This is a genomic window from Virgisporangium ochraceum, assembly GCF_016863655.1.
Lineage (GTDB): Bacteria > Actinomycetota > Actinomycetes > Mycobacteriales > Micromonosporaceae > Virgisporangium > Virgisporangium ochraceum.
In genome coordinates this window covers 56659-79419 of record NZ_BOPH01000143.1, presented here as the reverse complement: position 1 = coordinate 79419, position 22761 = coordinate 56659, and the positions used below count along the sequence as shown (strand labels likewise).

The following is a 22761-nucleotide window of genomic DNA, read 5'->3' as shown; positions in this document are numbered from 1 at the left end:
GCCCACCGTACGCCCGCTAGGGTGCTGGGCGTGCTGAAGCTGATCCGGGCCGCGACCGTCCTCACCGGACGGTCGGGTGAGTCCATCCGCGACGGTGAGGTGCTCGTCGACGGCGCGCGCATCGCCGGTGTCGGAGAGCGCGGCAGCCTGCCCGTTCCACCGCAGGCGCTCGTGCTGGAGCTGCCCGGTCGCACCGTGCTGCCCGGGCTCGTCGACGCGCACGTGCACCTCGGCTTCGACGACCGCGTCGACCCGGTCACCGGGCAGACCGCCGAGTCCGACCCGCGGCTGCTGCTGCGCATGGCGGAGAACGCGCGCAAGCTCGTCTCCGCGGGGGTCACCCTGGCGCGGGACCTCGGCGGCCGCAACTTCCTCGACGTGGCCCTGCGCGACTCGATCGCCGCTGGCCTCACGGTCGGGCCGAACCTGCTCGTCGCGACCCGCCCGATCACCCCGACCGGCGGCCACTGCTGGTACATGGGCGGCGAGGCCGACGACGTGGCCGGGGTCCGCCGGGTCGCGCGGGAGAACCTGCGCGCCGGCGCCGACGTGCTGAAGGTGATGGCCTCCGGCGGTCAGATGACCGCCGTCGCGCCGCCGGCGTGGCGCGCCCAGTTCGACGTGACCGAGCTGCGCGCGATCGTCGAGGAGGCGGAGCTGCGCGGCAAGGGGGTGGCCGCGCACGCCCACGCGCCGGAGTCGATCCGCGACGTGCTCGACGCGGGCGTCACCACCATCGAGCACTGCACGTTCCTGACACCCACCGGCTACGCCTACGACCCGGCGCTGGTCGACCGCATCGCCGCCGCGGGCGTGTACGTGTGCCCGACGGTGCACGGCCAGTTCCAGGCGATCCGCGAACGGCTCGGCGCCGCACCGCTGGACGACTGGCTGCAGATGCTCGTGAAGATGCGCGACGCCGGCGTGAAGCTGGTCGCCGGCGACGACTGCGGGTTCCACCTCGGCGACCTCGACAAGGCCGCCGACGACTACGTCGGTGGCCTGGAGGTGTTCGAGCTGGCCGGGTTCAGCCTCGCCGAGATCGTCGAACTCGCCACGGTGACCGCCGCGGCGGCGTGCGGCGTCGGCGACGTCACCGGCAGCCTCGACGTCGGCAAGCGGGCCGACCTCATCGCCGTGCACGGCGACCCGCTGGTCGACCTGGCCGCGCTGCGCGAGGTCGACCTCGTGCTCGTCGCCGGGCGGGCGGTCACCCAGTCCGGTGTGGACACCGTGGCCGGCTCCAGCGGCGGCGGACCCGACTCGCTACGGTCCGACCCCGGTGGCGGGCCGGGGCGCTGACAGCAGCGCCCGGAACTCGCCCTCCAACCGCTCGCCCGCCCCGTCGCGGGCCTCGTAGGCGACCGGCCGGCCGTCGACCAGCACGGTCACGGTCACCCGGCGGCCGGTGCGGTCCACCGACACCGGTTCCAGGTCGCAGACGGGAATCAACCGGTCGAGGTTCAGCGGCCCCGTCGGCTCCTTCTTCCACCACCGCCGCGCCCGCCGGCGCACGCCGGGGAACAGGAGCAGCGGCGAGAACAGCACCGCGCCGAGGAACATCACCAGCAGCACGGCGTGCCCCACCACCTCGACCACGACGCGCGTGAGCACCACGAGCGCGAACGGAGCCGCGACCAGGCCCAGCATCGCCGCGATCTCGAACTGGTCGTTCTCGGCCTGGTGGGCGGCGAACCCACCGGCGACAACCGCCACCGCAAGCGACACGGCGCAGGCCGCGTCGCCGAGTGCCACGTCGAGAAACCGTCCCCAGGCACCCTGCGGACGCGGCACGGCGCGGAACCCCGCGTCGGTGAACCGCAGTGTCACCGGGCCACCCGGCCTGGCGCGAACCCCCGTAACGTCACCCATGGATGTGACGGTAGCGGGTGGCACGAAATGGGTTGTGCCCGCTCGCGTGGCGCCCGTACTCTCGTAGAGACAGCAGCTACACGGCAGGGGAGTTCTACGATGAACCGGCGCTCACGATCCGCACGACGGGTTTCCCCGTCGGTGTCGGTGTCGGTGCGTTCGCGCCGACCGTCCTGCCGGTGGCGACCGTAAGCGTGTAGCCAGCACGCCTACGCCGCCCACCCGCTTCCAGGGTCCGGGCGGCTTTCTCTTTCACCCGCACGCTCTTTCACCCGCACGTCGACCGTCCTGTGTGGACGGTGGTGGTCGCACGCCTACGTGGTCCAAAGGAGAAGACACGGGTCTACGAAACCCGGGATCGAGGTTCAATTCCTCGCGTGGGCACGCAGTTGCAACGGGTTGTGGCGCAGCTTGGTAGCGCGCTGCTTTCGGGAAGCAGAGGCCGTCGGTTCGAATCCGGCCAACCCGACTGTGCTCCAGAGCTGTGCAAGAAGAAGGGAGAGGCCAGCCGACAGTCGGCGCCGGCCGCGGTCTCGAAAACCGTTGGGGGTAACACCCGTAGGAGTTCGACCCTCCTCCTCTCCGCATCAGAACAGGGCCAGCTGCCCCTCGCCGGGCGCGCGCCGCGACTGGGGCGTGCGCGCGCCCTCGCGGGGCCGCACGAACGGCACCGCCTCCTCGGGCACCGGTGGACTCCCACCCGTCAGCGCCCACAGCGACGGACCCAGGATGATGCCCCGCCGCGCCAGCGCCCGGCGCATCGTCAGGTAGTCCAGGGGCAGGCGCCCCTCGTCCAGCGACGGGAGCGGCAGGTCCGAGCGCATGCGCATCAGGCGGCGGTTGCGGTCCACCGCCTCCCGGGTCCCGTCGGCCGCGAGGCTGCGGGCGGCGGCCTCGCCGACGGCGGCGCGCAGGTCGTCGTGGCGGCCCTCGTCGACGGCCTTGAGCGCCGCGTCGACGCTGCCGAACGCGGCCAGCAGCCGTGCCGCGGTGGTGGACCCGAACCCGCGCACCCCGGGCAGGTTGTCCGACGGGTCGCCGCGCAGCGCGGCGAGGTCCGGGTACTGCCACGCCTCGACGCCGGCGACCTCGGGCATCGACACGGCCGTCACCAGCGTCGCGTTCTCCAGGCCGCCGTTGCGCACCCGCAGCACCGAGGTGGTGGCGTCGACCAGCGCGAACGAGTCGCGGTCGCTGGTGACCACGACGCAGTCCCACGAACTGGCGCGGGCCAGCGCGACGGAGCTGGCGAGCACGTCGTCGGCCTCGTAGCCGGGGGGACACACCACCTGGAAGGCGGCGGCGCGCAGCACGTCGGGCGCGGCCAGCAGCTGCGAGGTGAGGTCGGCCGCCTTGTCGGGACGGTGCGCCTTGTACCCGGGGTAGTCGGCCTTGCGCGCGGAGCTGTCCGGGCAGTCGAAGCCGACGATCACCGCGTCGGGACGCAGCTGGGCCGCGGCCCGCGCGATGTAACCGACCAGCCCCTTGATCGCCCACACGGGGCTGCCCCAGTCGTCGACGTGCCGGCCCGTCGCCGCCGCGTGGTAGGCGCGGTGCATGAGGCTGTTGCCGTCGAACGCGACAAGCAGAGGCACCGACCCACCATAGACGTGACGGGCAGCCGACACCCGGCTCACACGCCCCCTCACACGGTCGGCCCCGAACCTTGATCTCGAAAGCAACGAGATCAAGGAGCACGACAGTGACAGACTTCGAGGCCATCAAGAAGAACCAGCGGGCCGCATGGGAGACCGGGGACTACCCCCGCGTGGGCAACACCCTGCAGATCATCGCCGAGCTGCTGGTCGAGGCCGCGGACGTGCGGGCCGGCCAGCGGGTGCTCGACGTGGCCTGCGGCCAGGGCAACGCCGCGATGGCCGCCGCCCGCCGGTTCGCCGTGGCCACCGGCGTCGACTACGCCCGCAACCTGCTGGAGCAGGGACGCGAGCGGGCGAAGGCCGAGCACCTCGACGTCACCTTCACCGAGGGCGACGCCGAGAACCTGCCGGCACCCGACGCCGCGTTCGACCTGACCTGCAGCACCGTCGGCGTGATGTTCGCGCCGGACCACCAGAAGGCCGCCGACGAGCTCGTGCGCGTCACGAAGCCCGGAGGAAAGATTGCGATCGCCAACTGGACCCCGAGCGGCATGGTCGGGCAGATGTTCAAGACCGTCGGCGGCTGGGCGCCGCCGCCCGCGGGCGTGCGTCCGGGCGTGCTGTGGGGGACCCCGGGTCACCTGACCGAGCTGTTCGGTGACCGCGTCGAGTGGACCAGCCTCACGGTGCGTACGTACGCGTTCCGCTACCTGTCGCCGGAGCACTTCTCGGAGTGGTTCCGGGACTTCTACGGTCCGATCACGAAGCTGTCGGGCACGCTCAGCGACGACGACCTGAAGAAGTTCGCCGCCGAGCTCGCCGACGTGCCGCGCAAGTTCAACGTCGCCGACGACGACACCCTGGTCGCGCCGAGCGAGTACCTGGAAGCCGTCGGCGTCCGGCGCGCATAATCCGCGTCAGGATGTCTCAGTTCACAGCCACGATCAGGCTCCTCGGACCGCCGGCCGTCGAACGCGACGGCCGGCCGGTCCCGGCGCCCCGCGGACGCAAGGCGTGGGCGCTCCTGTGCTACCTGCTGCTCGCCGACCGGCCGCCGAGCCGCCGCCAGCTCGCCGAGCTGCTGTTCGCCGACGCCGCCGACCCGCTCGGCGCGCTGCGGTGGTCGCTGGCCGAGCTGCGCCGCGTCGTGGGTCCGGATCTGTTCACGGGTGACCCCGTCGACCGGACCCTGCCGGAGGGCTACACCGTCGACGTCCGGTCAGACGATCTGCTCGCTCTCGACGGTGAGCTGCTCGACGGCATCCACGTCGCCGGCGCGGCCGCGTTCGAGGCGTGGCTGCTGGTCGAGCGGCACCGGGTCGCCGCCGCGATCGAGGCCCGGCTGCGGGCCGCCGCGGTCGCGGCACTCGCCGCCGGCCGGCCCGGCGACGCCGTGCCGTACGCCGCCCGCGCGGTCGCCCGCAACCCGCTGGAGGAGGGCAACCACGAGCTGCTGGTCCGCGGCCTGGCGATGACCGGCGACCGGTCCGCCGCCGAGCGGCAGGTCGCCGCGTGCACCGACCTGCTGCGCCGGGAGCTGGGCACCGAGCCGTCCCCGGCACTGCGGGAGGCGGCGGCGACCAGCTCGGCGTCCGCCAGCACCCTGCCGCTGCGCGGACGCGCGGCGGCGCTGAGCCAGCTCGACGCCGGCCGCGCCGCGATCGCCGCCGGCGCCGTCGACGCGGGCCTGGAGTGCCTGCGCCGGGCCGTCTCCGAAGCCGCCTCGTTCGGTGACGCGGCACTGCGCGGCCGGGCACTCGCGGCGCTCGGCGGCGCGCTCGTACACGCCGTCCGCGGCCGCGACGAGGAGGGCGCGGTCGTGCTGCACGAGGCGATCGCGCAGGCCGACCGGGCCGGTGACCGCGCCACGGCGGTGACCGCGTACCGCGAGCTGGGCTTCGTCGAGGTGCAGGCGGGCCGGCGGACCACCGCCGAGAGCTGGCTGGCCAGGGCCGCCGAGCACGCCGAGACCGACGAGGAGCTGGCCGCGATCCTCGGCGTGCGGGGGATGAACGCCTCCGACGCCGGCGACTATGCCGCGGCGTTCGAGCACCTCGACGGGTCGGTGACCCGCGCCGCCCGGTGCGGCGACCACCGCCAGCACGCCTGGTCGCTGTCGATCCTCGGCCGGGCGCACCTGCTGCGCGGCGAGGAGGCCTCGGCCCGGCACGCCGTCGACGAGTCGCTGCGGCTGACCCAGGACCAGCGGTGGATCGCGTTCCAACCGTGGCCGCAGGCCCTGCGGGCCGAGCTCGACCTCGCGGCCGGCGACCTCGCCACCGCCGCCGACGGGCTGGAGCACGCCTGGGTGCTGGCCTGCCAGCTCGGCGACCCGTGCTGGGAGGGCATGGCCGCCCGCGGCCTCGGGCTGCTCAACGCGCGCCGGGGTGAGGTGGCCGAGGCCGGCCGGTGGCACGACACCGCCGCGAGCCGCTGCTCCCGGGTCACCGACCGGTACCAGTGGGTGCACGGGCACGTCCTCGACACCGCCGTCGGCGCGGCCCTCGACCGCGACGAGCCCGACCGGGCCGCCACGATGCTCGGCGCGCTCGGCGCGCTCGCCGCCCGGTGCGACCTCCGCGAGCTGGTCGTGCGCGCGCATGTCCACCGGCACCGCCTCGGCGACCCCGCCGCGCTGTCGGCGGCCCGACTCCTCGCGGCCGACATTGACAATCCCGCACTGGTACCGTTGCTGTCCGTGTCCTCCGACCGGTCGGAATGAGTCGACTTTCCGATATTTAGTCGGGTTTCGTCTTGATATGCCGTCGCCGGTAGGGGAAGGATCTCTCCCGTGGGGGAGGCGCGAGTCCTCGGTGGCCGCTACCGGCTGGTCGAGCCGCTCGGCAGCGGCGGCATGTCGGTGGTCTGGAAGGGCTACGACGAGGTGCTGGGCCGGGCGGTGGCGGTCAAGGTGCTGCATCCCGGGCACGCCGTCGACCCCGACGCCCGCGACCGCATCCGGGCCGAGGCCCAGCGCGCGGCGAGACTCGCCCACCCGTACATCACCGCCGTCCACGACTTCGGCGAGTCCGGCAGCGGCGTCCCGTACGTCGTCATGGAACTGGTGACCGGGCCGACGCTCGCCGACCGCATCGACGCCGGCCCGGTTCCGGCCGCCGACACGCTGCGCATCTGTGCGCAGATCGCGGCCGCGCTCACCGCGGCACACGCCCGCGGCGTGGTGCACCGCGACATCAAGCCGGTGAACGTGATGCTGCCCGCCTCCGGGGTCAAGGTGCTCGACTTCGGCATCTCGGCCGTGGCGGGCGAGCACGAGCCGGCCCCCGACGGCCGGTCGGTGTGGGGGACGCCCGCCTACCTGGCCCCCGAACGCATCGACGGCGGAGCGGTGACCCCGGCGTCCGACGTGTACGCGCTCGGGCTGCTGCTGTACCGGCTGCTCGCGGGCGCGCCGCCGTGGCACACGGAGTCCATCGCCGACCTGTTCGACGCGCACCGGTTCGTCGCGCCGGCGCCGCTGCCGGCCGACCTGCCCGGCGTGCCCGACGCCGTGCGCAGGCTCTGCCTGGCCTGCCTGGCGAAGGACCCGCGTGACCGGCCGGCCACCGCCGAGGTGGCGAAGGTCCTGGCGACGGCCGCGGGTCGGCCACCCGCTCCGGCCCGTGCCCCGGCCGGCCCGCGCGCCGCGGTCGCACCCGCGGCCGTCCCGCGCGCCACGGACGGGGTCGCGCAGGCCGGGCGGCCCACCGGGGCGGAGCCGCGGACCGCGGTGCGCGCTGTGCCGGTCCCCTCGGGTCTGACCGCACGGCGGACCCGGCGCGGGCGGGCGCCGGCCGGGCTGGCGACGGCCGTGGCCGCGACGCTGGCGCTCGGGTTCCTGTCCGCAGCGGCACCGGCGCCGCCGCCGGCCGGTCAGTCGTCGTCGGGGGACACGACCCAGTCGTCGAGCACACTGCCCGACGACGACGCGAAGGCCGACTCGAACGCCCGGTACACCGGCGTACCCGACCTGTCGTCGCGGATCGCGAAGATCACCCGGTCGAACTGACCGACCTCCCGCAGCGCGTCGGCGAACGCCGACGCCACGGTGGCCGGGTCGTTGCGGAACACGCCGCACCCCCAGGCGCCCAGCACCAGCGTCCGGTGCCCGTGCGCCGCGGCGACCCGCAGCACCCGTCGCGCCCGGCGGGCCAGCACCGCCGGCACGTCACCGGCGTCGCCGGGCCGGTTGCGGGCGATCGCCCCGAGGTTCGGCGCGGCGGCGGTGAGGAACGCCACGCGGTACGGCTCCTCGAGAAGCGCACCCTTGTCGTCGCGGAACACCGGCACCGCGGGGGAGTAGATCACCCGGTCGCTGTAGCGCAGGTCGCGCTGCTCGCGGTGGTAGGCGTAGAAGTCGGACGCGCTGAGCAGGCACGGGTACAGCGCCGACGAGCGGGCGAGGTCCTCCTCCTGCGCCTTCGCGCCACCGAGGAAACCGCCGCCGGGGTTCTTCGCCGAGGCGAACACCAGCGCGGCCGGGTTCTCGTCGGCGACCCGCCGCGCGGCCACGAGGGTCGACTCGTAGGTGACCTCGACGTCGGTCCTCTCCGCCGGCCGGCCGGCGGGAAGCGCCTCGTCGGGCAGGTGCAGCCGGGTACCGGCGACCGCGGCCGCGACGTCGATGGTCACGGCCCGCCCGGACGGCGCCCGGTACGCCTGCGCCTCGGCAATGGCGACCGTGGCGCGGGCGACCTCCCGGAGCCGACCACTCATGCGCAGGACGGTACGAGGCACCGGCCCCGATGATCAACCGTATTCGCGCCGCCGGAGAGCCCGTGCGGGCCCGCGCGACATCGCCGGCCTCGACGGCGCGAAGGAGTTCGTCTTGCGGGGCTCTCCACGCTCACACTCCAGCCGACCGGGCACGTACGAACATCATCTTGCCAAAATGATGTTCGTACGCGCCCGGTCGGCTGTGGCGGAGCCAGCGGGGCGCAGACCCTGCGGCAGCGTCCCAGGTGTTGGCCGACGGGTCGGCGCCGGCCAGCAGCCGGCGGGCCCGCGACATCGCCGGTCACGCGGGACTCACGCCGCCCGTGCGGCGACGAGGTCGCGGAGGCTGCCGACGCTGAGGTCGGCGAGGCTGTCGACCAGGTGCACGCCGGACAGGTGACCGAGCCCGACCTCGCACGGCACCCCCACCACGACGCACCCCGCCGCGAGGGCACTGGCGATGCCGTTGGGGGAGTCCTCGACGGCCACGCACCGGGCCGGGTCGGCGCGCAGCAGCTCGGCGGCGGTGCGGTACGGCGCCGGGTGGGGCTTGGTCTCGTCGAGGTCGTCGCCGGCGACGACGGCGTCGAAGTTGTGCGGGCCGAGCGTGATCAGCGCGACCTCCACCAGGTGCCGGCGGGTCGCGGTCACCAGCGCGGTCGGTATGCCGGCCGAGCGCACAGCGGCGAGCAGCTCGGGGGCGCCCGGCCGCCAGATAAGCCCGTCGGCGAACATCACCGACACGCGCTCCTCCAGGTAGCGCACGCTCTCGGCCTCGTCGGCGTCGACGCCGAGGTCGTCGTGCAGGATCCGCATCGACTGGCCCATGCTGGTGCCGACCATCGCGTGCCGCGCGGTGTCGGACAGCCGCCCGCCGAGGTGCGCGGCCAGCTGGTCGAGGCCGACCGACCACACCTTCTCGCTGTCGACCAGCGTGCCGTCCATGTCGAAGAGGATCCCGTCCACGGCCGCCACGCTAACCGGAGACCGCCGGCCGACCGGTGTCGACGCCGGATTCCGTGACCGGGCTAACGTCTGCGGCATGAACCTGGATCTTGTATCCATCATCGTCGACGACTACGACGACGCGGTCGCGTTCTTCACCGGCGTCCTGGGGTTCGACCTCGTCGAGGACTCGCCGTCGACGACCAACGACGGCCGGCCGAAGCGGTGGGTGGTCGTCCGCCCGCCCGGCGGCCGCACGGGGCTCCTGCTGGCACAGGCCGACGGCGACGAGCAGCGGGCCGCCGTCGGCCGCCAGTTCGCCGGCCGGGTCGGGCTGTTCCTGCGGGTCGACGACTTCGACGCGGCGTACGGGCGGATGACCGCCGCCGGGGTCGAGTTCGTCACCGCGCCGCGGTCGGAGCCGTACGGCCGCGTCGCGGTCTTCGTCGACATCGCCGGCAACAGGTGGGACCTGCTGGGACCGCCCGGGCAGCTCAGTCCCGCGGCGGGAACAGGCCCTGCAGAGCGATGACGAACGTGACCGTCAGGTACGGCGGCAGGTTGGGGTGCGGCTGGCCGTTCCCGGCCGGGGTCAGCGCGTCGGGTGCCATGAGCGTCGCGTCCGGCGCGGCGGCGTAGGTCGTGTCGCGCACCCGGCCGAGCATCGCCCGGGCCCAGGTGGCGTCGGCCGGGCTGTTGGTGGTGCCGCGCACGTCGGCGCCCATCGCGACGTGCGTGTGCGCCGGCAGGTGGGCCGACGTCAGCGTGACCGTCGCGGCGCCGCCCCTCGCCCCGATCTCGTAGCCGGTCAGCCCGGGACCCTGCTGGAACCCGATCGGGCCGGCGCCCCGCAGGTCGGGCAGGCCGAACGTGCTGATGCCGTTGCCGCCGTAGTACGTGCCGAGCAGCGAGAACAGCGCCGTGTTCTGGGCGATCGGCAGCAGCTGGCCGTTGCACAGCGCCCAGTGGTTCGGGGCGTAGTCGAAGGCGTTCAGGCGGATCTCGCCCAGGAAGGGCTCGGACATCGGTCAGCTCCGTGACGGGTAGATCCCGACCAGCGCGATCAGGAACGAGACGACGAGGAACGGCGGGAGGTTGTCGTGCGGCTGGCCGCCGCCGGCGGTCGACACGCAGCCCGACGCGAGCACCGCGCCCGCCGTGGACCCGAAGCCGCGCGGCGCCGGTGCCCACACCGCGTTCGCGGGCCCGGTGACCGCGCCGGACGCGGCCGCCCGCACCTGGTGGGTGTGCGCGGGCAGCTCGGTGGCGGTGAGGGTGTGCGTCTCGGTGCCGCCGGCCTGCCCGGCGACGAACGAGGGCCCCGCGTGCACCGGCCGGCGCCCGCGCAGGTCGGGCAGGCCGAACGTGGACTGGCCGTCGCCGCCGTAGATCGTCCCGAGCACCGAGAACAGCGCCTCGTTCCCGGAGATCGGCAGCAGCTGGCCGTCGCACCGCGCCCAGCCGTCGGGCACCCGGGAGAACCCGACCATCCGGATCTCACCGATGTACGGATCGCTCATCGCCACGTTCCTGCTCTCGGGGTGCTCAGCTGGTGGTCGGGAAGATCCCGGACAACGCGATCACGAAGTTCAGCGCCAGGTACGGCGAGCGGTTCTCGTGCGGCTGCCCGCTGCCGGCCGGGACGACCGCGGCCTGGTTCATCGGGACCCGGGCGACCGGCCCGCCCACGTACGGCGTGTCCGACCACGGCGCCCAGTACGCGCCCGACGGGCTGTCCAGGGTCCCGTCGACGGTCGACGCGCGGGCCTGGTGGGTGTGCGTCGGCAGTTCGGTGCCGATGAGCGTGACCGCCTCGACGCCGCCCTGCTCGCCGAGGGTCCGCGGGGTCAGGCCCGCGCCGGTGCCCTGGTGCACCGGTGCCCGCCCGCGCAGGTCGGGCAGCCCGAACGTGGTGGTGCCGTTGCCGCCGTAGGTGACCCCGAGCAGCGCGAACAGCGCGGTGTTCTGCTGGATGTTCATGAGCTGCCCGTGGCAGAACGCCCACTGGGACGGCGCGAAGTTCCAGCCGACGATGCGGATCTCGCCGATGAACGGTTCGCTCACGGCGACCCGGCCTCCGGCGCGAGCGTGGCAGGCTCGCCCACGATCGTGCCGGCCCCGCGCACGAACGTGGCGGTGAGCACGAGCCCGTCGCCGGTGTGCGCGGTCGGCACCACGAACACGTCGACCGCGCCGACGGCCGGGTGCTCGACGCGGTACGTGCCCTGGCCGAGCGCCGCGTCGGCGGGCACCAGGAAGTGGACCCCGTACCGCTCGTACGGCCCCTGTACGAGCGGTACGGAGCAGTCGACCACCAGCGCCGGCAGGCCGGCGAGCCGCCCCGGGGTGCCGGCGGCGGCGGTCCACTCCGCCGGTCCGGGCGGCATCCACCGCAGGGCGAGGCGCTGCTGGTCGTCGTGTGCGTCGGCGGCCGGCACCGGGCGGAAGCCGAGCCGCTCGTACAGGTGCCGGGCGCGGCTGGTCCGCAGCACCCGCAGCCGCACCGGCACGCCCCGGGCGGCGGCGTCGGCCTGCAGGTCGCGCAGCAGCCGCCCGCCGGTGCCGGCGCCGCGGTGCGCGGTCAGCAGGGCGAGGTCGATGACGGTGACCGCGCCGGCGCCGCGGTCGACCCACAGCCGGCCGGCCGGAACCCCGTCTACGACGACGATCGCGTCGACCGAGGCGGGGTACGCGGCGCGCAGGTGGCGGCGCTGGGCGTCGAACTGGATGGTGAGGAACGCGTGCACCTCGGCCGGCGGCCAGCCGAACGCGGCGACCTCCTCGGCGCGGGCCTGCGCGTACACGGCCCGCAGGAACGGTTCGTCGGCATCGGTCGCCGCGCGCAGGTCCAGCAGCGCCGTCGCGCCGGTCGCGGGCGTCGGGACCGGTGGGTGGACCGCGGTCACGCCCGGCTCCGGTTGACGACGGCCTCGACCCGGTCCGGGGCGGGACCGGTCGGGGTGAGGAACAGGTCCACGGGTGCCAGGTCGGGGTGACCCACGCGGTAGATGCCCTCGGGCACCCGGTCGGACGTGGCGAACCGCAGCGAGAACACGTCGTCGGACCCGGGCGCCGCGACGAGGGTCACCTCGTACCGCCCAGCGGAGCCGGACAGCGTGAGGGCGGCACCGACCAGCGGCGCGAACGCGGACCGGCGCAGCGGGTTCACGGCGGCGCCGGCCGGACCGGCGACGCCGAGGACCGCGCCCAGGGCCACTCCGGCGCCCAGACCGGCACCCGTGGCAAGCGTCTGTCGACGGGACACCATGCGCGCAACCCCCCGAAACGGTGCCGCTCTCGGCAATTACCAATTGTGAGCACGTTAGCACCGAAAGTAGTCAAGATCGGTTAGATTCGGGCGGCCGAGCGGGGGGAGCCGGGGTTGTCCATGGGTAGGAACACCGTCACGGCGCGGGTGCTGCGCTCCGGCGCCGCGACCGTGCTCGCCGCCCTCACGGGTCCCGCGTTCGCGGTCCTGGCCGTCGCCACGCCCGCGCGGGCCGCCGCTCACGCGGTCACCACGACCGCCGACACCGACGACCTCGGCGCCTGCGCGAACGGCGCGATCACCGCCGGCGCCGGCGCCGACAACCAGCTCTCGCTGCGCGAGGCGGTCTGCCGGGCCCGCAACGCCGGCACCGGGACGGTCTCCGTGCCGGCCGGCACCTACACGCTCACCCAGGGCGCGCTCGCCATCCGGGGCGGCAACGGCACGGTCGACCTCACCATCGGCGGCGCCGGACCCGCCGCGACCGTCATCGACGGCAATGCCACCGACCGCGTGATCGACGTCGACCCGACCGGGGCCGGCGACGTCCACCTGGCGCTGACCGGCGTGACCGTCCGCAACGGCCGTCCCTCCGACGGGTACGGCGGCGGCGGGATCCTCGCCGGAGCGCCGACCGCACCGGTCGGGAACACCGTGGCGCTGTCGGACTGCCGGATCACCGGCAACGTCAACGACGCCGCCACCGTCCGCACGAACGCACCGGGCGGCGGCGTGGCCATGGCCGGCGGCGACCTGTCCATCACCGGGTGCGTGATCAGCGGCAACACGTCGGGCAGCAGCGCCGGCGGCGGCGTCTGGTTCTCCGCCCAAAGGGCCACCGACGACCTGCTCGTCGACGGGACCACCTTCCACGCCAACACCATGGCCAACACCAGCGGACCGGGCACGACCTTCAACGGCGGCGCCGCCCTCGCCCTGCGCGCCGACGCGGCCGGCGGGTCGATGGTCGTGACCGGCTCCCGGTTCACCGACAACGCCGCCACCGGCAGCGGCACCCACGCCGACGCGCGCGGCGGCGCGGTGTACGTGCACTCCGGCTCACCGACGTTCGACCGCACCGTGTTCACCGGCAACACCGCGACCGGCACCGGCGGCGCCGAGGGCCGGGGCGGCGCCCTCTACGCCGCGGACACGACGACGCTGTCCCTCAGCCGGGTCGTCGGCAACACCTCCAGCCACGGCGGCGCCGTCCACCGCGACGGCGGCACGCTGACCGCCGCCCGCACCTGGTGGGGCTGCAACGGCGGGCCGGGCACCACCGGCTGCGACGGCGTCACCGGCACCGCCGTGGTCGAGCCGTACCTGCGGCTGGGTGTCACCGTCGAGCCGGCGTCGGTCGCCACCGGCGCCACCGCCACCGCGACCGCCGGGTTCCGCAAGGACTCCGCGGGCGCGGACGTCGACGACCCCCTCGGGCCGCTCGCCGGGCTGCCGGTCACCTGGACCGCCACCGGCGGCACGCTGACCGGCCAGCAGGCCACCATCCAGCAGGGCCGGGCGACCGCCACGTACACCGGGTCGGCCACCGGCGCCGGGTCGGTGCGCGCCGTCGTCGACGGGCAGCAGGCCGACGGCGCGGTGACCGTCACCGCGCCACCCGTCGCGCCGGACGCGCCGACGATCGGCACGGCGAGCGTCACCGGCCCGGGCACCCTCACCGTCACCTGGACCGCGCCCGCCGGACCGGTCGACGCGTACCGCGTGTGGGTCGCGAGCGGCGGACCGTACGCCGCGGTATCCGCCGGCACCTGCGCCGGCCCGCCCGCGGCTTCGCCGTGCACGGTCACCGGGCTGACCCCGGGCACGCCGTACACGGTCACCGTCTCCGGCGTCACCGGGGGACTGGAGGGACCGCGGTCCGGGCCGACGGCCGCCGTCACCGCGGTCGACGTCCCGGCCGCGCCGGGCACGCCGACCGTCGCCGTCGCCGGCGACCGGTCGCTGCGGGTCGACTGGACCGGGCCGACCCCGACCGCCGACCGGCCGGTGACCGGCCACCGCGTCGAGTCCTCCGCCGACGGGGCGCCGTACGCCGCCGTCCAGGGCTGCACCGCCAGCGGCTGCGTCGTCGGCGGGCTCACCGCCGGCGTGCCGTACCGGTTCCGCGTCACCGCGGTCAACGCCGCCGGAGACGGACCGGCGTCGGACGCGTCGGCCCCGGTACAGGCCGTCGCCGCGCCGGACGCGCCGACGATCGGCACGGCGAGCGTCACCGGCCCGGCCACCCTCACCGTCACCTGGACCGCGCCGGCCGGCCCCGTCGACGCGTACCGCGTGTACGCCGCCAGCGGGGGGCCGTACGCCGCCGTATCCGCCGGCACCTGCGCCGGTCCGACCGCGTCGACACCGTGCACGGTCACCGGGCTCACGCCGGGCGTCGCGTACACGTTCCAGGTCTCCGCGGTCCGCTCCGGGCTGGAAGGCGTGCGCTCGGGCGGGTCCACCGCCGTGACGGCACTGGCGGCGGCGACCGCGCCGACCGCGACCACCGCGACCCCGACGGACGGCGGCGCGACCATCGCGTGGACGCCGCCGCAACCGACCGACGGCGTCACCGGCTACACCGCGACCGCCCAGCCCGGCGGGCACAGCTGCGACACCACCGGAACCACCTGCGCGATCGCCGGCCTCACCAACGGCACGGACTACCTCGTGTCGGTGGTCGCGCACTCGCCCGCGGGCGACTCGACGGCCGGCGCGTCGGCGTCGGTGCGGCCCGGCGTCGCGCCGGGCGCGCCGACCGCGGTACAGGCCGTCGCGGGCGTCGCGTCGATCACCGTGTCGTGGACCGCGCCCGCGCAGCCCGGCACCGGCGTCGCCGGCTACCTGGTGACCGCGACGCCGGGCCCGGCCACGTGCGAGACCACCGGCGCCACGACGTGCGTGCTCGGCGCCGAGGCAGGAAAGGACTACACGGTGACCGTGGTCGCCCGCGGCACCCACGGCGGCACCTCGCCGCAGAGCCAGCCGTCGCAGGCCGTGCGCCCGGCGACGCCCGAGCCACCCGCGACACCCCCGGCCACGACTCTGACCCTGACCGCCGACGCGGACAACCGCGTCGCACCAGGCCAACGCCTGCTGGTGACCGGAACGGGGTTCGCACCCTTCTCCACCGTGACGGTGACCGTCTACTCCGAGCCGGTGGTGCTGGCGACCGCGACCGCCGACGGGAACGGGTCGTTCCAGGTGTCCGTGGAGGTGCCCGACGACCTGCCGGCGGGACGGCACGCGTTCGTCGCGCTGGGCGTCGACCCGCAGGGCCAGCCGCACGCCCTACGCCTGGACCTGACGGTGCCCGCCGCTCCCGCCGGCGACGACTCCCTGCCGGTGACGGGCGTGGGCATGATCCTCATGGTGGTGACCGGCCTGTCCCTGCTCGCGGGCGGCGCCGTCCTGCGCCGGCTGAGGGCCTGACCGACGGCACCCGCCCGCTGATCCTCGGCATCCCGGCGTTCATGGTGTCGCTCGCGCTGGTGGTCGACGGCCGCCGGCGGGTCGCGGTCGGGCACAACCCGTCCACGCGGGAGACGTACCGGGCCACGCTCGGCGGCGGCGCGTTCCGCGACGGAACGGTCACGACCGCCGGGGCGCCGCGCAGCGCTACGACCGGCCGGTGAACGGGTGCCTGCTGTCGAACGGGATCCTCCACGACCACCTCGCCCAGGCGTGGCAACGGGAGTACCGCCCGCGGCCGTGACCCGCGCCGCCGGTGGCGGCCGGACACCGGGGACCGGAGATCGACCGGTTCGGTGGAGCGGGCCGCGAACCGTAGGACGCGTGGTGGCCGCACGCCTGAGCCGGCGAGCCATCACGACGGTCTATGCTGAGCGCGATCAATTGCTTCGTTGCACCCGAACCGAAGGACGCGTCCGTGGCGAACGACGAGCAGGTCGACCCCAAGCTCGACACCGCGGTGCCGCACACCGCGCGCATCTGGAACTACATCCTGGGCGGCAAGGACAACTTCGCCGCCGACCGCGCGGTCGGCGACCAGGTCCTGGCCACCCAACCCGAGCTTGCCGAGAACGCCCGCCTGACCCGCAAGTTCCTCATCCGGGCGGTGCGCTACCTCGCCGGTGAGGCGGGGGTACGGCAGTTCCTCGACATCGGCACCGGTCTGCCGACGGCGAACAACACCCACGAGGTGGCCCAGTCGGTCGCACCCGACAGCCGCATCGTGTACGTCGACAACGACCCGCTGGTGCTCGCCCACGCCCGGGCACTGCTCACCAGCAGCCCCGAGGGCGTCACCGACTACCTCGACGCCGACATGTACGACACCGACCTGGTGCTGCGCGAGGCCGCCCGCACGCTCGACTTCTCGAAGCCGGTCGCCGTGCTGTTCATGGGCGTCCTCGGCCACATCGAAGACGACGGCGTGGCGCAGGGCATCGTGAAGAAGGTCCTCGACGCCGTCCCCTCGGGCAGCTACTTCGCCATGTGCGACAGCACCGACCGCACGCCCGAGGTGGTCGAGTCGGCCCGGGTCTGGAACGAGTCGGCGGCGCTGAAGTACCACCTGCGCAGCGAGGAGCGCATGCGTGCGTTCTTCGACGGGCTGGAGCTGGTCGAACCCGGTCTCGTGTCGGTGACCCGGTGGCGGCCGGACACCGACGCGCAGGAGATCGACCAGTTCGGGGCGGTGGGGCGCAAGCCCTAGCGTCGAGTCGTCGGTCGCGCGCACGGGGGTCCGCGCCACATTTCGTCATCTGCGGGCTGGCGGTATCGGAGGCACCTTGACCACGGCTCCCAATGGCGGCGGTCCTACCGTGCGCCGGATGCAGCTCGGTGCGCGCCTGCGCACCCTCCGGGAGTCCCGGGGGATCACCCGCGAGGCCGCCGGCTACGCCATCCGCGGTTCCGAGTCGAAGATCAGCCGGATGGAGCTCGGCCGCGTCGGGTTCAAGGAACGCGACGTCACCGACCTGCTCGGGCTCTACGGCGTCGACGACGTCCGCGAGCTCGACCGGATGATGACCCTGCTCCGGGAGGCGAACGCGCCCGGCTGGTGGCAGCCGTACAGCGAACTGCTCGCCCCCTGGTTCCAGACCTATCTGGGACTGGAGGAGGCGTCGACGCTCATCCGCACCTACGAGGTGCAGTTCGTCCCCGGGCTGCTGCAGACCGAGGCATACGCCCGCGCGGTCATCATGCTCGGCCACGGCCAGGCCGACGTCAGCGAGCTCGACCGCCGGGTGGCGCTGCGGATGACCCGCCGCAGCCTGCTCGACCGCCCCAACGGGCCGAGGCTGTGGGCGGTGATCGACGAGGCGGTGCTGCGCCGGCCGATCGGCGGACGGGCGGTGCTGCGCCAGCAGGTGGCGCACCTGCTCGACCGCTGTGAGCACCCGAGCGTGCGGCTGCAGGTGATCCCGTTCCTCAGCGGTGGCCACGCGGCCGCCGGCGGCGCGTTCACGATCCTGCGCTTCCCGTCCGAGGAGCTCACCGACACCGTCTACATCGAGCAGCTCACCAGCGCCCTGTACCTGGAGAAGCCCGACGACGTCGACCGGTACACCGGCGCGATCTCGAAGCTGTTCATCGAGGCCGACCCGCCGTCGCGCACGCCCGACATCCTGCGCGGGGTGCTCAGGGACCTCGAGGACTGACCCGCAGGGCGAGCAGTCCGACGGCACCGGTGACCACCGGGTTCAGGCCCACGAGCAGGAACAGCACGGGCAGCGGCCAGTCGGCGAGGAGCCCGACCACCGCGGTACCGGTCGCCGCGGCCGTCACCTTCAGCCCGGCGGCGATCGTGAACACCTGCGCCCGCACCCCCTCGGGCGACAGGACGCTGCGGGCCGTGAACAGCGCGCCGATCAGCGGACCGGAGAACAACCCGGAGACCACCAGCGCGCCCGCCAGCACCGGCAGCGCGGTCGTGAACGCGCCGACGAGCAGCGGGAGACCGGCGCCGCACATGGCGACCATGAGCACCGACGGGGCCCGCGCGGCCGGTGCGGGCCGGGCCGTCCACAGCAGCGAGCCGACCAGGCCGCCGGCCGCGACCGCCGCGAGCATGAGCCCCGCCGCGGCCGCGTCACCGGCGGCCTCGGCGGCGAACGCGACCACGACGGGCACGGCACCGGGCCCGAGCTGCCCGACCGTGCTGGCGACGACCACGATCAGCAGCGTGCGGTCGGCGACGATCGCCCGGATGCCGGCGCCGTAGCCAGGGCGCGGGCCGCGGCCGTGCACCGTCGCGGTGGGCGCGCCGCGGCCGGGCGGCGTGGCGGTGGGCGCGCCGCGTCCGCGCAACGTCTCTACGGGCGCGCCGCGCCCGGGCAGCGTCGCGGCGAGCGTGCCGCCCGCCGCGGCCAGTCCCGCCATCAGCAGACACGCCGCCGCCGGGCCGACGGCACCGCCCACGACGCCGGCCAGCGCCGGCCCGACGATCCCGGCGACGTTGTACGTCAACCCGTCGACCCCGAACGCCCGCGGCAGCCGCTCCGCGCTCGTGAGCCGGGCGACCTGGCTGCTGAGCGCGCCGGTCAGCGCCGGCCCGCACGCCCCGCCCGCGAGGAGGACCAGCACCGGCACCGCCAGCGGCAGCCGGCCCAGCGTGCCCGCGGTGACGGCGAGCGCGGCCCCGAACCCGAGCGCCAGCACACCGATGAGCACCGGTGGCCGCCGCGACCGGTCGGTCATCGCGCCGACCACCGGCGCCGCGACGACGTGCGGCACCATCAGGCAGGCGACCAGCAGGCCGGTCGGACCGCCGGCACCGATCCGGTCGAACGCCAGCAGGATCAGCGCGATCCGCGCACCCTCGTCGGCCATCCGGACCGTGACGGCGGCGCCGGTGTACAGCGCCAGTCGCGGAGCGGCCACGCGTCATCCTAAGGATCACGGGGAACGCCCGCACCCGGGGGAGCGGGTGCGGGCGTCGTCCGTGGGGTGCGGTTACTCGTAGGCGATCGCGGTCAGGACGTTGGTGCGCGCGGCCCGGATGGCCGGTGCCACCGCCGCGATCACGCCGATCACCGCGCCCAGCGCCAGGTAGATGCCCATCGCCGACCAGGGCAGCGCGAACTCGCGGATGCCGTCGCCCTCCAGGGCCTTGACCACGGCGGCGCCGAGACCGGTGCCGACCGCGACCCCGAGCAGCGCCCCGAACACCGAGATCACCACGGCTTCGACGGTGACCATGCGCATGGTCTGCGCGCGGCCGAGGCCGATCGCCCGCAGCAGCCCCAGTTCCCGGGTGCGTTCCAGGACCGACAGGGCCAGCGTGTTGACGATGCCGAGCACCGCGATGAGCACCGCCAGCGCCAGCAGGATCTGCACCATCAGCAGCACCGTGTCGAACTGCGCGACCTGGCCGTCGACGAACTCCTCGGTGCTGGCGACGCTGACCTCCGGACTGTCGGCCAGCAGCGCGTCGACCTGCTTGCGCACGTCGGCGACCGGGGTGCCGTCGGCGACGGTCAGGTAGGCCATCGACGGCTGGGGGATCCGCATGTCGGGGATCACTGACGGGGACAGGACGTAGCCGCGGAAGATGTCGCTCTTGGCGTAGATGCCCACGATCGTCAGCGTGTGCTCGCCGCCGCGGGCGAACTGCGCCTTGACCGTCGAGCCGACCGTGAGGTTCTGCTCCTTCGCGTTCTCCTCGTCGATGACCGCCTGCTCCGGGCCGAGCCTGCCGAGGCTTCCGGCCGCCGGCTTGAGGCCGACCATGGTGGCCATCGCGGCCAGGTCGGTCACCGCGACGACGCCCCGGTCGTTGCCGTTGACCTGTGCGGCGTCCCAGTACTCCGCCGACACCGACGAGACGCCGGGGATCGCGCCGATCCTGTCGACCACGGCCGGGTCGAACGTCGGCGGCCGCTCGTTCATCTGGTCGCCGGAGATGAACAGGTCGGCCTTGACCTGCGTCTGGGCGAAGCCGTGCAGGCTCTTGTCGGCGCTGGCCAGGATCGTGTTGACGCCGGTGATCAGCGCGATGCCGACCATCAGCGCGGCCGCGGTGATCGCGGTGCGCCGCGGGTTGCGGCCGGAGTTGAGGCGACCCAGCTTGCCCGGCACCGACCACGAGAACAGCCGCCCGATGAGGCCGACCACGGGCCGGGCCAGCAGCGGGGTCAGCAGCGCCACGCCGATGAAGCTGATCAGCACGCCGCCGAGGATGAACCACAGCTCGCCGTTGTCGAGGCCGAGCCCGAGCAGCGTGCCGCCGACGGCGCCGACGACCGCGCCGGTGACGGTGAGCCTGGTCAGCGGTCGGTCCGGCGTCGCCGCTTCCTGCATCGCCGCCACCGGAGCGATCCGGGACGCGCGCAGCGCCGGCAGGAGCGCCGCCACGAGCGTCACCAGCATGCCGACGACGAACGACGAGATGACCGCCGCGGCCGGGACCCCGACGCTGGCGATGCGCAGCGAGTCGCTGCCGAACGAGCCGAACAGCTTCGCCAGGCCCGCGCCGACCCCGATGCCGGCGAGCAGGCCGAGGGCCGACGCCAGCACGCCGATCACCAGCGCCTCGACCATCACCGACGTGATCATCTGCTTGCGGCTGGCGCCGATGGCCCGCATCAGGGCCAGCTCGCGGGTCCGCTGCGCCACGATGATCGAGAACGTGTTGAGGATCAGGAAGATCCCGACGAACAGCGCCACGCCGGCGAAGCCGAGCAGGATGTTGTTGAAGAAGCCGAGGCCCTCGTCGAACTCCTTGGTCTGCGCGGCGGCGAGCTCCTTGCCGGTCTTCACCTCGAGGCCGTCGCCGATCACCTTCGCCACGTTGTCGCGCACCTGCTCGACGCCCGTGCCGGGGGAGGCCTTCACGTCGATGTTGCTGAACACGCCCGGCTTGCCGAGCATCAGCTCCGACGCGACCGACTCGTGGAAGTAGATCTGCAGCACGCCGCCGAGGCTGTCACGCCCGCCGGAGTACTCGGCGATGCCGACGATCGTGAACGTCTTCTTCGGCTGCAGGGTCAGCACCGACGCCTGCTGGCCGACCTTGTAGCCGGTCTCCTGCGCCAGGGTGCCGTTGATGACGATCTCGTCGGCGTTCTGCGGCGCGCGTCCCTCGCGCAGCGACACCAACGGGTCGCCGTCGATCCAGTTGTTGCCCAGCCGCGGCGGGCCCCACGTCGTGACGACCTTGCCGTTGGGACCGATCATGCGCGCGCCGTCGGAGCTGACGACCCCGGTCGCCTTCGCGACGCCGGGCACCTGGGCGACCTTCGCGACCACGTCGGGCGCGATGCCGTCACCGGCGGTGTCCTCGCCGTCGTAGGCCTCGCCCAGCTTGGACTTCTGGTTCACCTGCACGTCGGTGGTGGAGTACACCGTCGCGAAGAGGTTGTCGAAGGACCGTTGCAGGGTGTCGGTGAGCACGAACGCGCCCGACACGAACATCACCCCGAGCACCACGGCGAGGCCGGAGAGGACCAGCCGCAGCTTTCTCGAGAGCAGGCTCTTGAGAGTTGCCCAGATCATGACGCCGGGACCTCTTCCGCGACGACGGTGTCGAGCCGCTTCATGGTGTCGAGCACGCTGTCGGCCGTCGGGTCGGTCAGCTCGGAGACCACCGAACCGTCGGCCAGGAAGATGACGCGGTCGGCGTAGGACGCGGCGACCGGGTCGTGGGTCACCATCACGATCGTCTGGCCGAACTGGCGCACCGAGTTGCGCAGGAACCCGAGCACCTCGGCGCCCGAGCGGGAGTCGAGGTTGCCGGTCGGCTCGTCCGCGAAGATCACTTCGGGACGCGAGACCAGCGCCCGCGCGCACGCGACGCGCTGCTGCTGGCCGCCGGACAGCTGCGAGGGCCGGTGCTTGAGCCGGTCGCGCAGCCCGACGGTGTCGATGACCGTGTCGAACCATGCCGGGTCGGGCTTGCGCCCGGCGATCGACAGCGGCAGGAGGATGTTCTCCTCGGCGCTGAGCGTCGGTAGCAGGTTGAACTGCTGGAAGATGAACCCGACCTGCTGGCGCCGCAGGCGGGTGAGGGCCTTGTCGCGCAGGCCGGTCACCTTGGTGTCGCCGATGTAGACGTCGCCGCGGGTCACCGTGTCGAGCCCGGCGAGGCAGTGCATCAGCGTCGACTTGCCCGACCCCGACGGTCCCATGATCGCGGTGAACTTCCCCCGCCCCAGCTCGACGCTGACCCCCCGCAACGCGACGACCTGTGCCTCGCCGCTGCCGTACACCTTCCACACCTGGTCGGCGCGGGCCGCAACCTGCGAGCCGTGCCCCGTGTCCGCCCGCGTGGGCACCGTGACCGTCACCGTGGTCCTCCATGTCGTCTGTGTGTTTTCACAGACGATCGTCGGCGCTTCCGCGGCCGATCTCGTCGGCTTCCGGGGTGACCTGGTCACTGGTTTCCGCCCCGGG

General features: G+C 74.2%; 20 protein-coding genes, 3 tRNA genes and 1 pseudogene. 12 read left to right on the top strand and 12 right to left on the bottom strand.

Annotation, left to right across the window (positions count from 1 at the left end; translation table 11 throughout):
• Nucleotides 1-30 precede the first annotated feature (30 nt).
• Entirely contained in the window at nt 31-1302 is a 1272-nt protein-coding gene (locus tag Voc01_RS48415) for an amidohydrolase family protein (protein WP_203934566.1), read from the top strand.
• Here Voc01_RS48415 and Voc01_RS48410 read toward each other — a convergent pair.
• Nucleotides 1267-1872: a hypothetical protein gene (locus tag Voc01_RS48410; protein ID WP_203934565.1), complete on the bottom strand. Its 606-nt coding sequence runs from the start codon at nt 1870-1872 to the stop codon at nt 1267-1269. The genes Voc01_RS48415 and Voc01_RS48410 overlap by 36 nt on opposite strands.
• A gap of 312 nt (nt 1873-2184) precedes the next feature.
• On the opposite strand from Voc01_RS48410, the gene Voc01_RS48405 reads away from it, so the two are divergent.
• From Voc01_RS48405 to Voc01_RS48395, 3 genes are all read left to right on the top strand, one after another.
• A tRNA-Arg gene (locus Voc01_RS48405) sits at nt 2185-2256 on the top strand.
• 11 nt (nt 2257-2267) lie between these two features.
• A tRNA-Pro gene (locus Voc01_RS48400) sits at nt 2268-2341 on the top strand.
• Nucleotides 2342-2369: 28 nt separating this feature from the next.
• Nucleotides 2370-2457 (top strand) — tRNA-Ser (locus Voc01_RS48395).
• Between the two features lie 2 nt (nt 2458-2459).
• Here the strand turns inward: Voc01_RS48395 and Voc01_RS48390 are convergent.
• Entirely contained in the window at nt 2460-3467 is a 1008-nt protein-coding gene (locus Voc01_RS48390; RefSeq protein WP_239161035.1) for a 5'-3' exonuclease, read from the bottom strand.
• A gap of 107 nt (nt 3468-3574) precedes the next feature.
• On the opposite strand from Voc01_RS48390, the gene Voc01_RS48385 reads away from it, so the two are divergent.
• The 3 genes and pseudogenes from Voc01_RS48385 to Voc01_RS53775 all read left to right on the top strand — a co-directional run.
• Nucleotides 3575-4381, top strand: a complete 807-nt coding sequence (locus Voc01_RS48385) for a class I SAM-dependent methyltransferase (RefSeq protein WP_203934564.1) — start codon at nt 3575-3577, stop codon at nt 4379-4381.
• Nucleotides 4382-4392: 11 nt separating this feature from the next.
• Entirely contained in the window at nt 4393-6192 is a 1800-nt protein-coding gene (locus Voc01_RS48380) for an AfsR/SARP family transcriptional regulator (protein WP_203934563.1), read from the top strand.
• A gap of 69 nt (nt 6193-6261) precedes the next feature.
• Nucleotides 6262-7044 (top strand): annotated as a pseudogene (locus Voc01_RS53775) (serine/threonine-protein kinase); the annotation flags it as partial.
• Between the two features lie 299 nt (nt 7045-7343).
• Here the strand turns inward: Voc01_RS53775 and Voc01_RS53770 are convergent.
• Nucleotides 7344-8186: a TIGR02452 family protein gene (locus Voc01_RS53770; protein WP_239161034.1), complete on the bottom strand. Its 843-nt coding sequence runs from the start codon at nt 8184-8186 to the stop codon at nt 7344-7346.
• 312 nt (nt 8187-8498) lie between these two features.
• Entirely contained in the window at nt 8499-9143 is a 645-nt protein-coding gene (locus Voc01_RS48370; RefSeq protein WP_203934600.1) for an HAD family hydrolase, read from the bottom strand.
• A gap of 85 nt (nt 9144-9228) precedes the next feature.
• Between Voc01_RS48370 and Voc01_RS48365 the strand changes: the two genes are divergently transcribed.
• Nucleotides 9229-9663, top strand: a complete 435-nt coding sequence (locus Voc01_RS48365; RefSeq protein WP_203934562.1) for a VOC family protein — start codon at nt 9229-9231, stop codon at nt 9661-9663.
• Here the strand turns inward: Voc01_RS48365 and Voc01_RS48360 are convergent.
• From Voc01_RS48360 to Voc01_RS48340, 5 genes are read right to left on the bottom strand one after another with little or no spacing between them, the layout of a single operon-like run.
• A complete protein-coding gene (locus Voc01_RS48360; protein ID WP_203934561.1) occupies nt 9626-10156 on the bottom strand; it encodes a phage tail protein in 531 nt (176 codons plus the stop codon). The genes Voc01_RS48365 and Voc01_RS48360 overlap by 38 nt on opposite strands.
• Before the next feature lie 3 nt (nt 10157-10159).
• Nucleotides 10160-10651, bottom strand: a complete 492-nt coding sequence (locus Voc01_RS48355; RefSeq protein WP_203934560.1) for a phage tail protein — start codon at nt 10649-10651, stop codon at nt 10160-10162.
• 25 nt (nt 10652-10676) lie between these two features.
• Nucleotides 10677-11195, bottom strand: coding sequence for a phage tail protein (locus tag Voc01_RS48350; protein ID WP_203934559.1), 519 nt, complete (start codon nt 11193-11195; stop codon nt 10677-10679).
• On the bottom strand, nt 11192-12037 hold the full coding sequence (locus Voc01_RS48345) for a GNAT family N-acetyltransferase (protein ID WP_203934558.1): 846 nt from the start codon (nt 12035-12037) through the stop codon (nt 11192-11194). Before Voc01_RS48345 ends, Voc01_RS48350 begins: the two co-directional genes overlap by 4 nt.
• Complete coding sequence (locus Voc01_RS48340; RefSeq protein ID WP_203934557.1) at nt 12034-12399, bottom strand: DUF6916 family protein; 366 nt, start codon at nt 12397-12399, stop codon at nt 12034-12036. The genes Voc01_RS48345 and Voc01_RS48340 overlap by 4 nt, the downstream gene beginning before the upstream one ends.
• 120 nt (nt 12400-12519) lie before the next feature.
• Here Voc01_RS48340 and Voc01_RS48335 point away from each other — a divergent pair, with 120 nt between their 5' ends.
• The 4 genes from Voc01_RS48335 to Voc01_RS48320 all read left to right on the top strand — a co-directional run bounded on the left by Voc01_RS48335 (nt 12520) and on the right by Voc01_RS48320 (nt 18029).
• Nucleotides 12520-15834 (top strand): fibronectin type III domain-containing protein, encoded by a 3315-nt coding sequence (locus Voc01_RS48335; protein ID WP_203934556.1) that lies wholly within the window; start codon nt 12520-12522, stop codon nt 15832-15834.
• 41 nt (nt 15835-15875) lie between these two features.
• Nucleotides 15876-16037 carry a hypothetical protein gene (locus Voc01_RS48330; protein ID WP_203934555.1) on the top strand — a complete coding sequence of 54 codons (162 nt, stop codon included), beginning with the start codon at nt 15876-15878 and terminating at the stop codon, nt 16035-16037.
• Between the two features lie 254 nt (nt 16038-16291).
• Nucleotides 16292-17080 carry an SAM-dependent methyltransferase gene (locus tag Voc01_RS48325; RefSeq protein WP_239161033.1) on the top strand — a complete coding sequence of 263 codons (789 nt, stop codon included), beginning with the start codon at nt 16292-16294 and terminating at the stop codon, nt 17078-17080.
• A 76-nt stretch (nt 17081-17156) separates the two neighbouring features.
• Entirely contained in the window at nt 17157-18029 is an 873-nt protein-coding gene (locus tag Voc01_RS48320; RefSeq protein ID WP_373873971.1) for a Sco1979 family transcriptional regulator, read from the top strand.
• On the opposite strand, the gene Voc01_RS48315 is transcribed toward Voc01_RS48320, so the two are convergent.
• The 3 genes from Voc01_RS48315 to Voc01_RS48305 form a co-directional block, all read right to left on the bottom strand.
• Nucleotides 18010-19251, bottom strand: coding sequence for an MFS transporter (locus tag Voc01_RS48315; protein ID WP_203934552.1), 1242 nt, complete (start codon nt 19249-19251; stop codon nt 18010-18012). The genes Voc01_RS48320 and Voc01_RS48315 overlap by 20 nt on opposite strands.
• A gap of 72 nt (nt 19252-19323) precedes the next feature.
• The gene (locus Voc01_RS48310; RefSeq protein WP_203934551.1) at nt 19324-21864 is read right to left on the bottom strand and encodes an ABC transporter permease; all 2541 of its coding nucleotides are present in this window, start codon (nt 21862-21864) and stop codon (nt 19324-19326) included.
• Nucleotides 21861-22655, bottom strand: a complete 795-nt coding sequence (locus Voc01_RS48305) for an ABC transporter ATP-binding protein (protein WP_239161032.1) — start codon at nt 22653-22655, stop codon at nt 21861-21863. The genes Voc01_RS48310 and Voc01_RS48305 overlap by 4 nt, the downstream gene beginning before the upstream one ends.
• Nucleotides 22656-22761 lie beyond the last annotated feature (106 nt).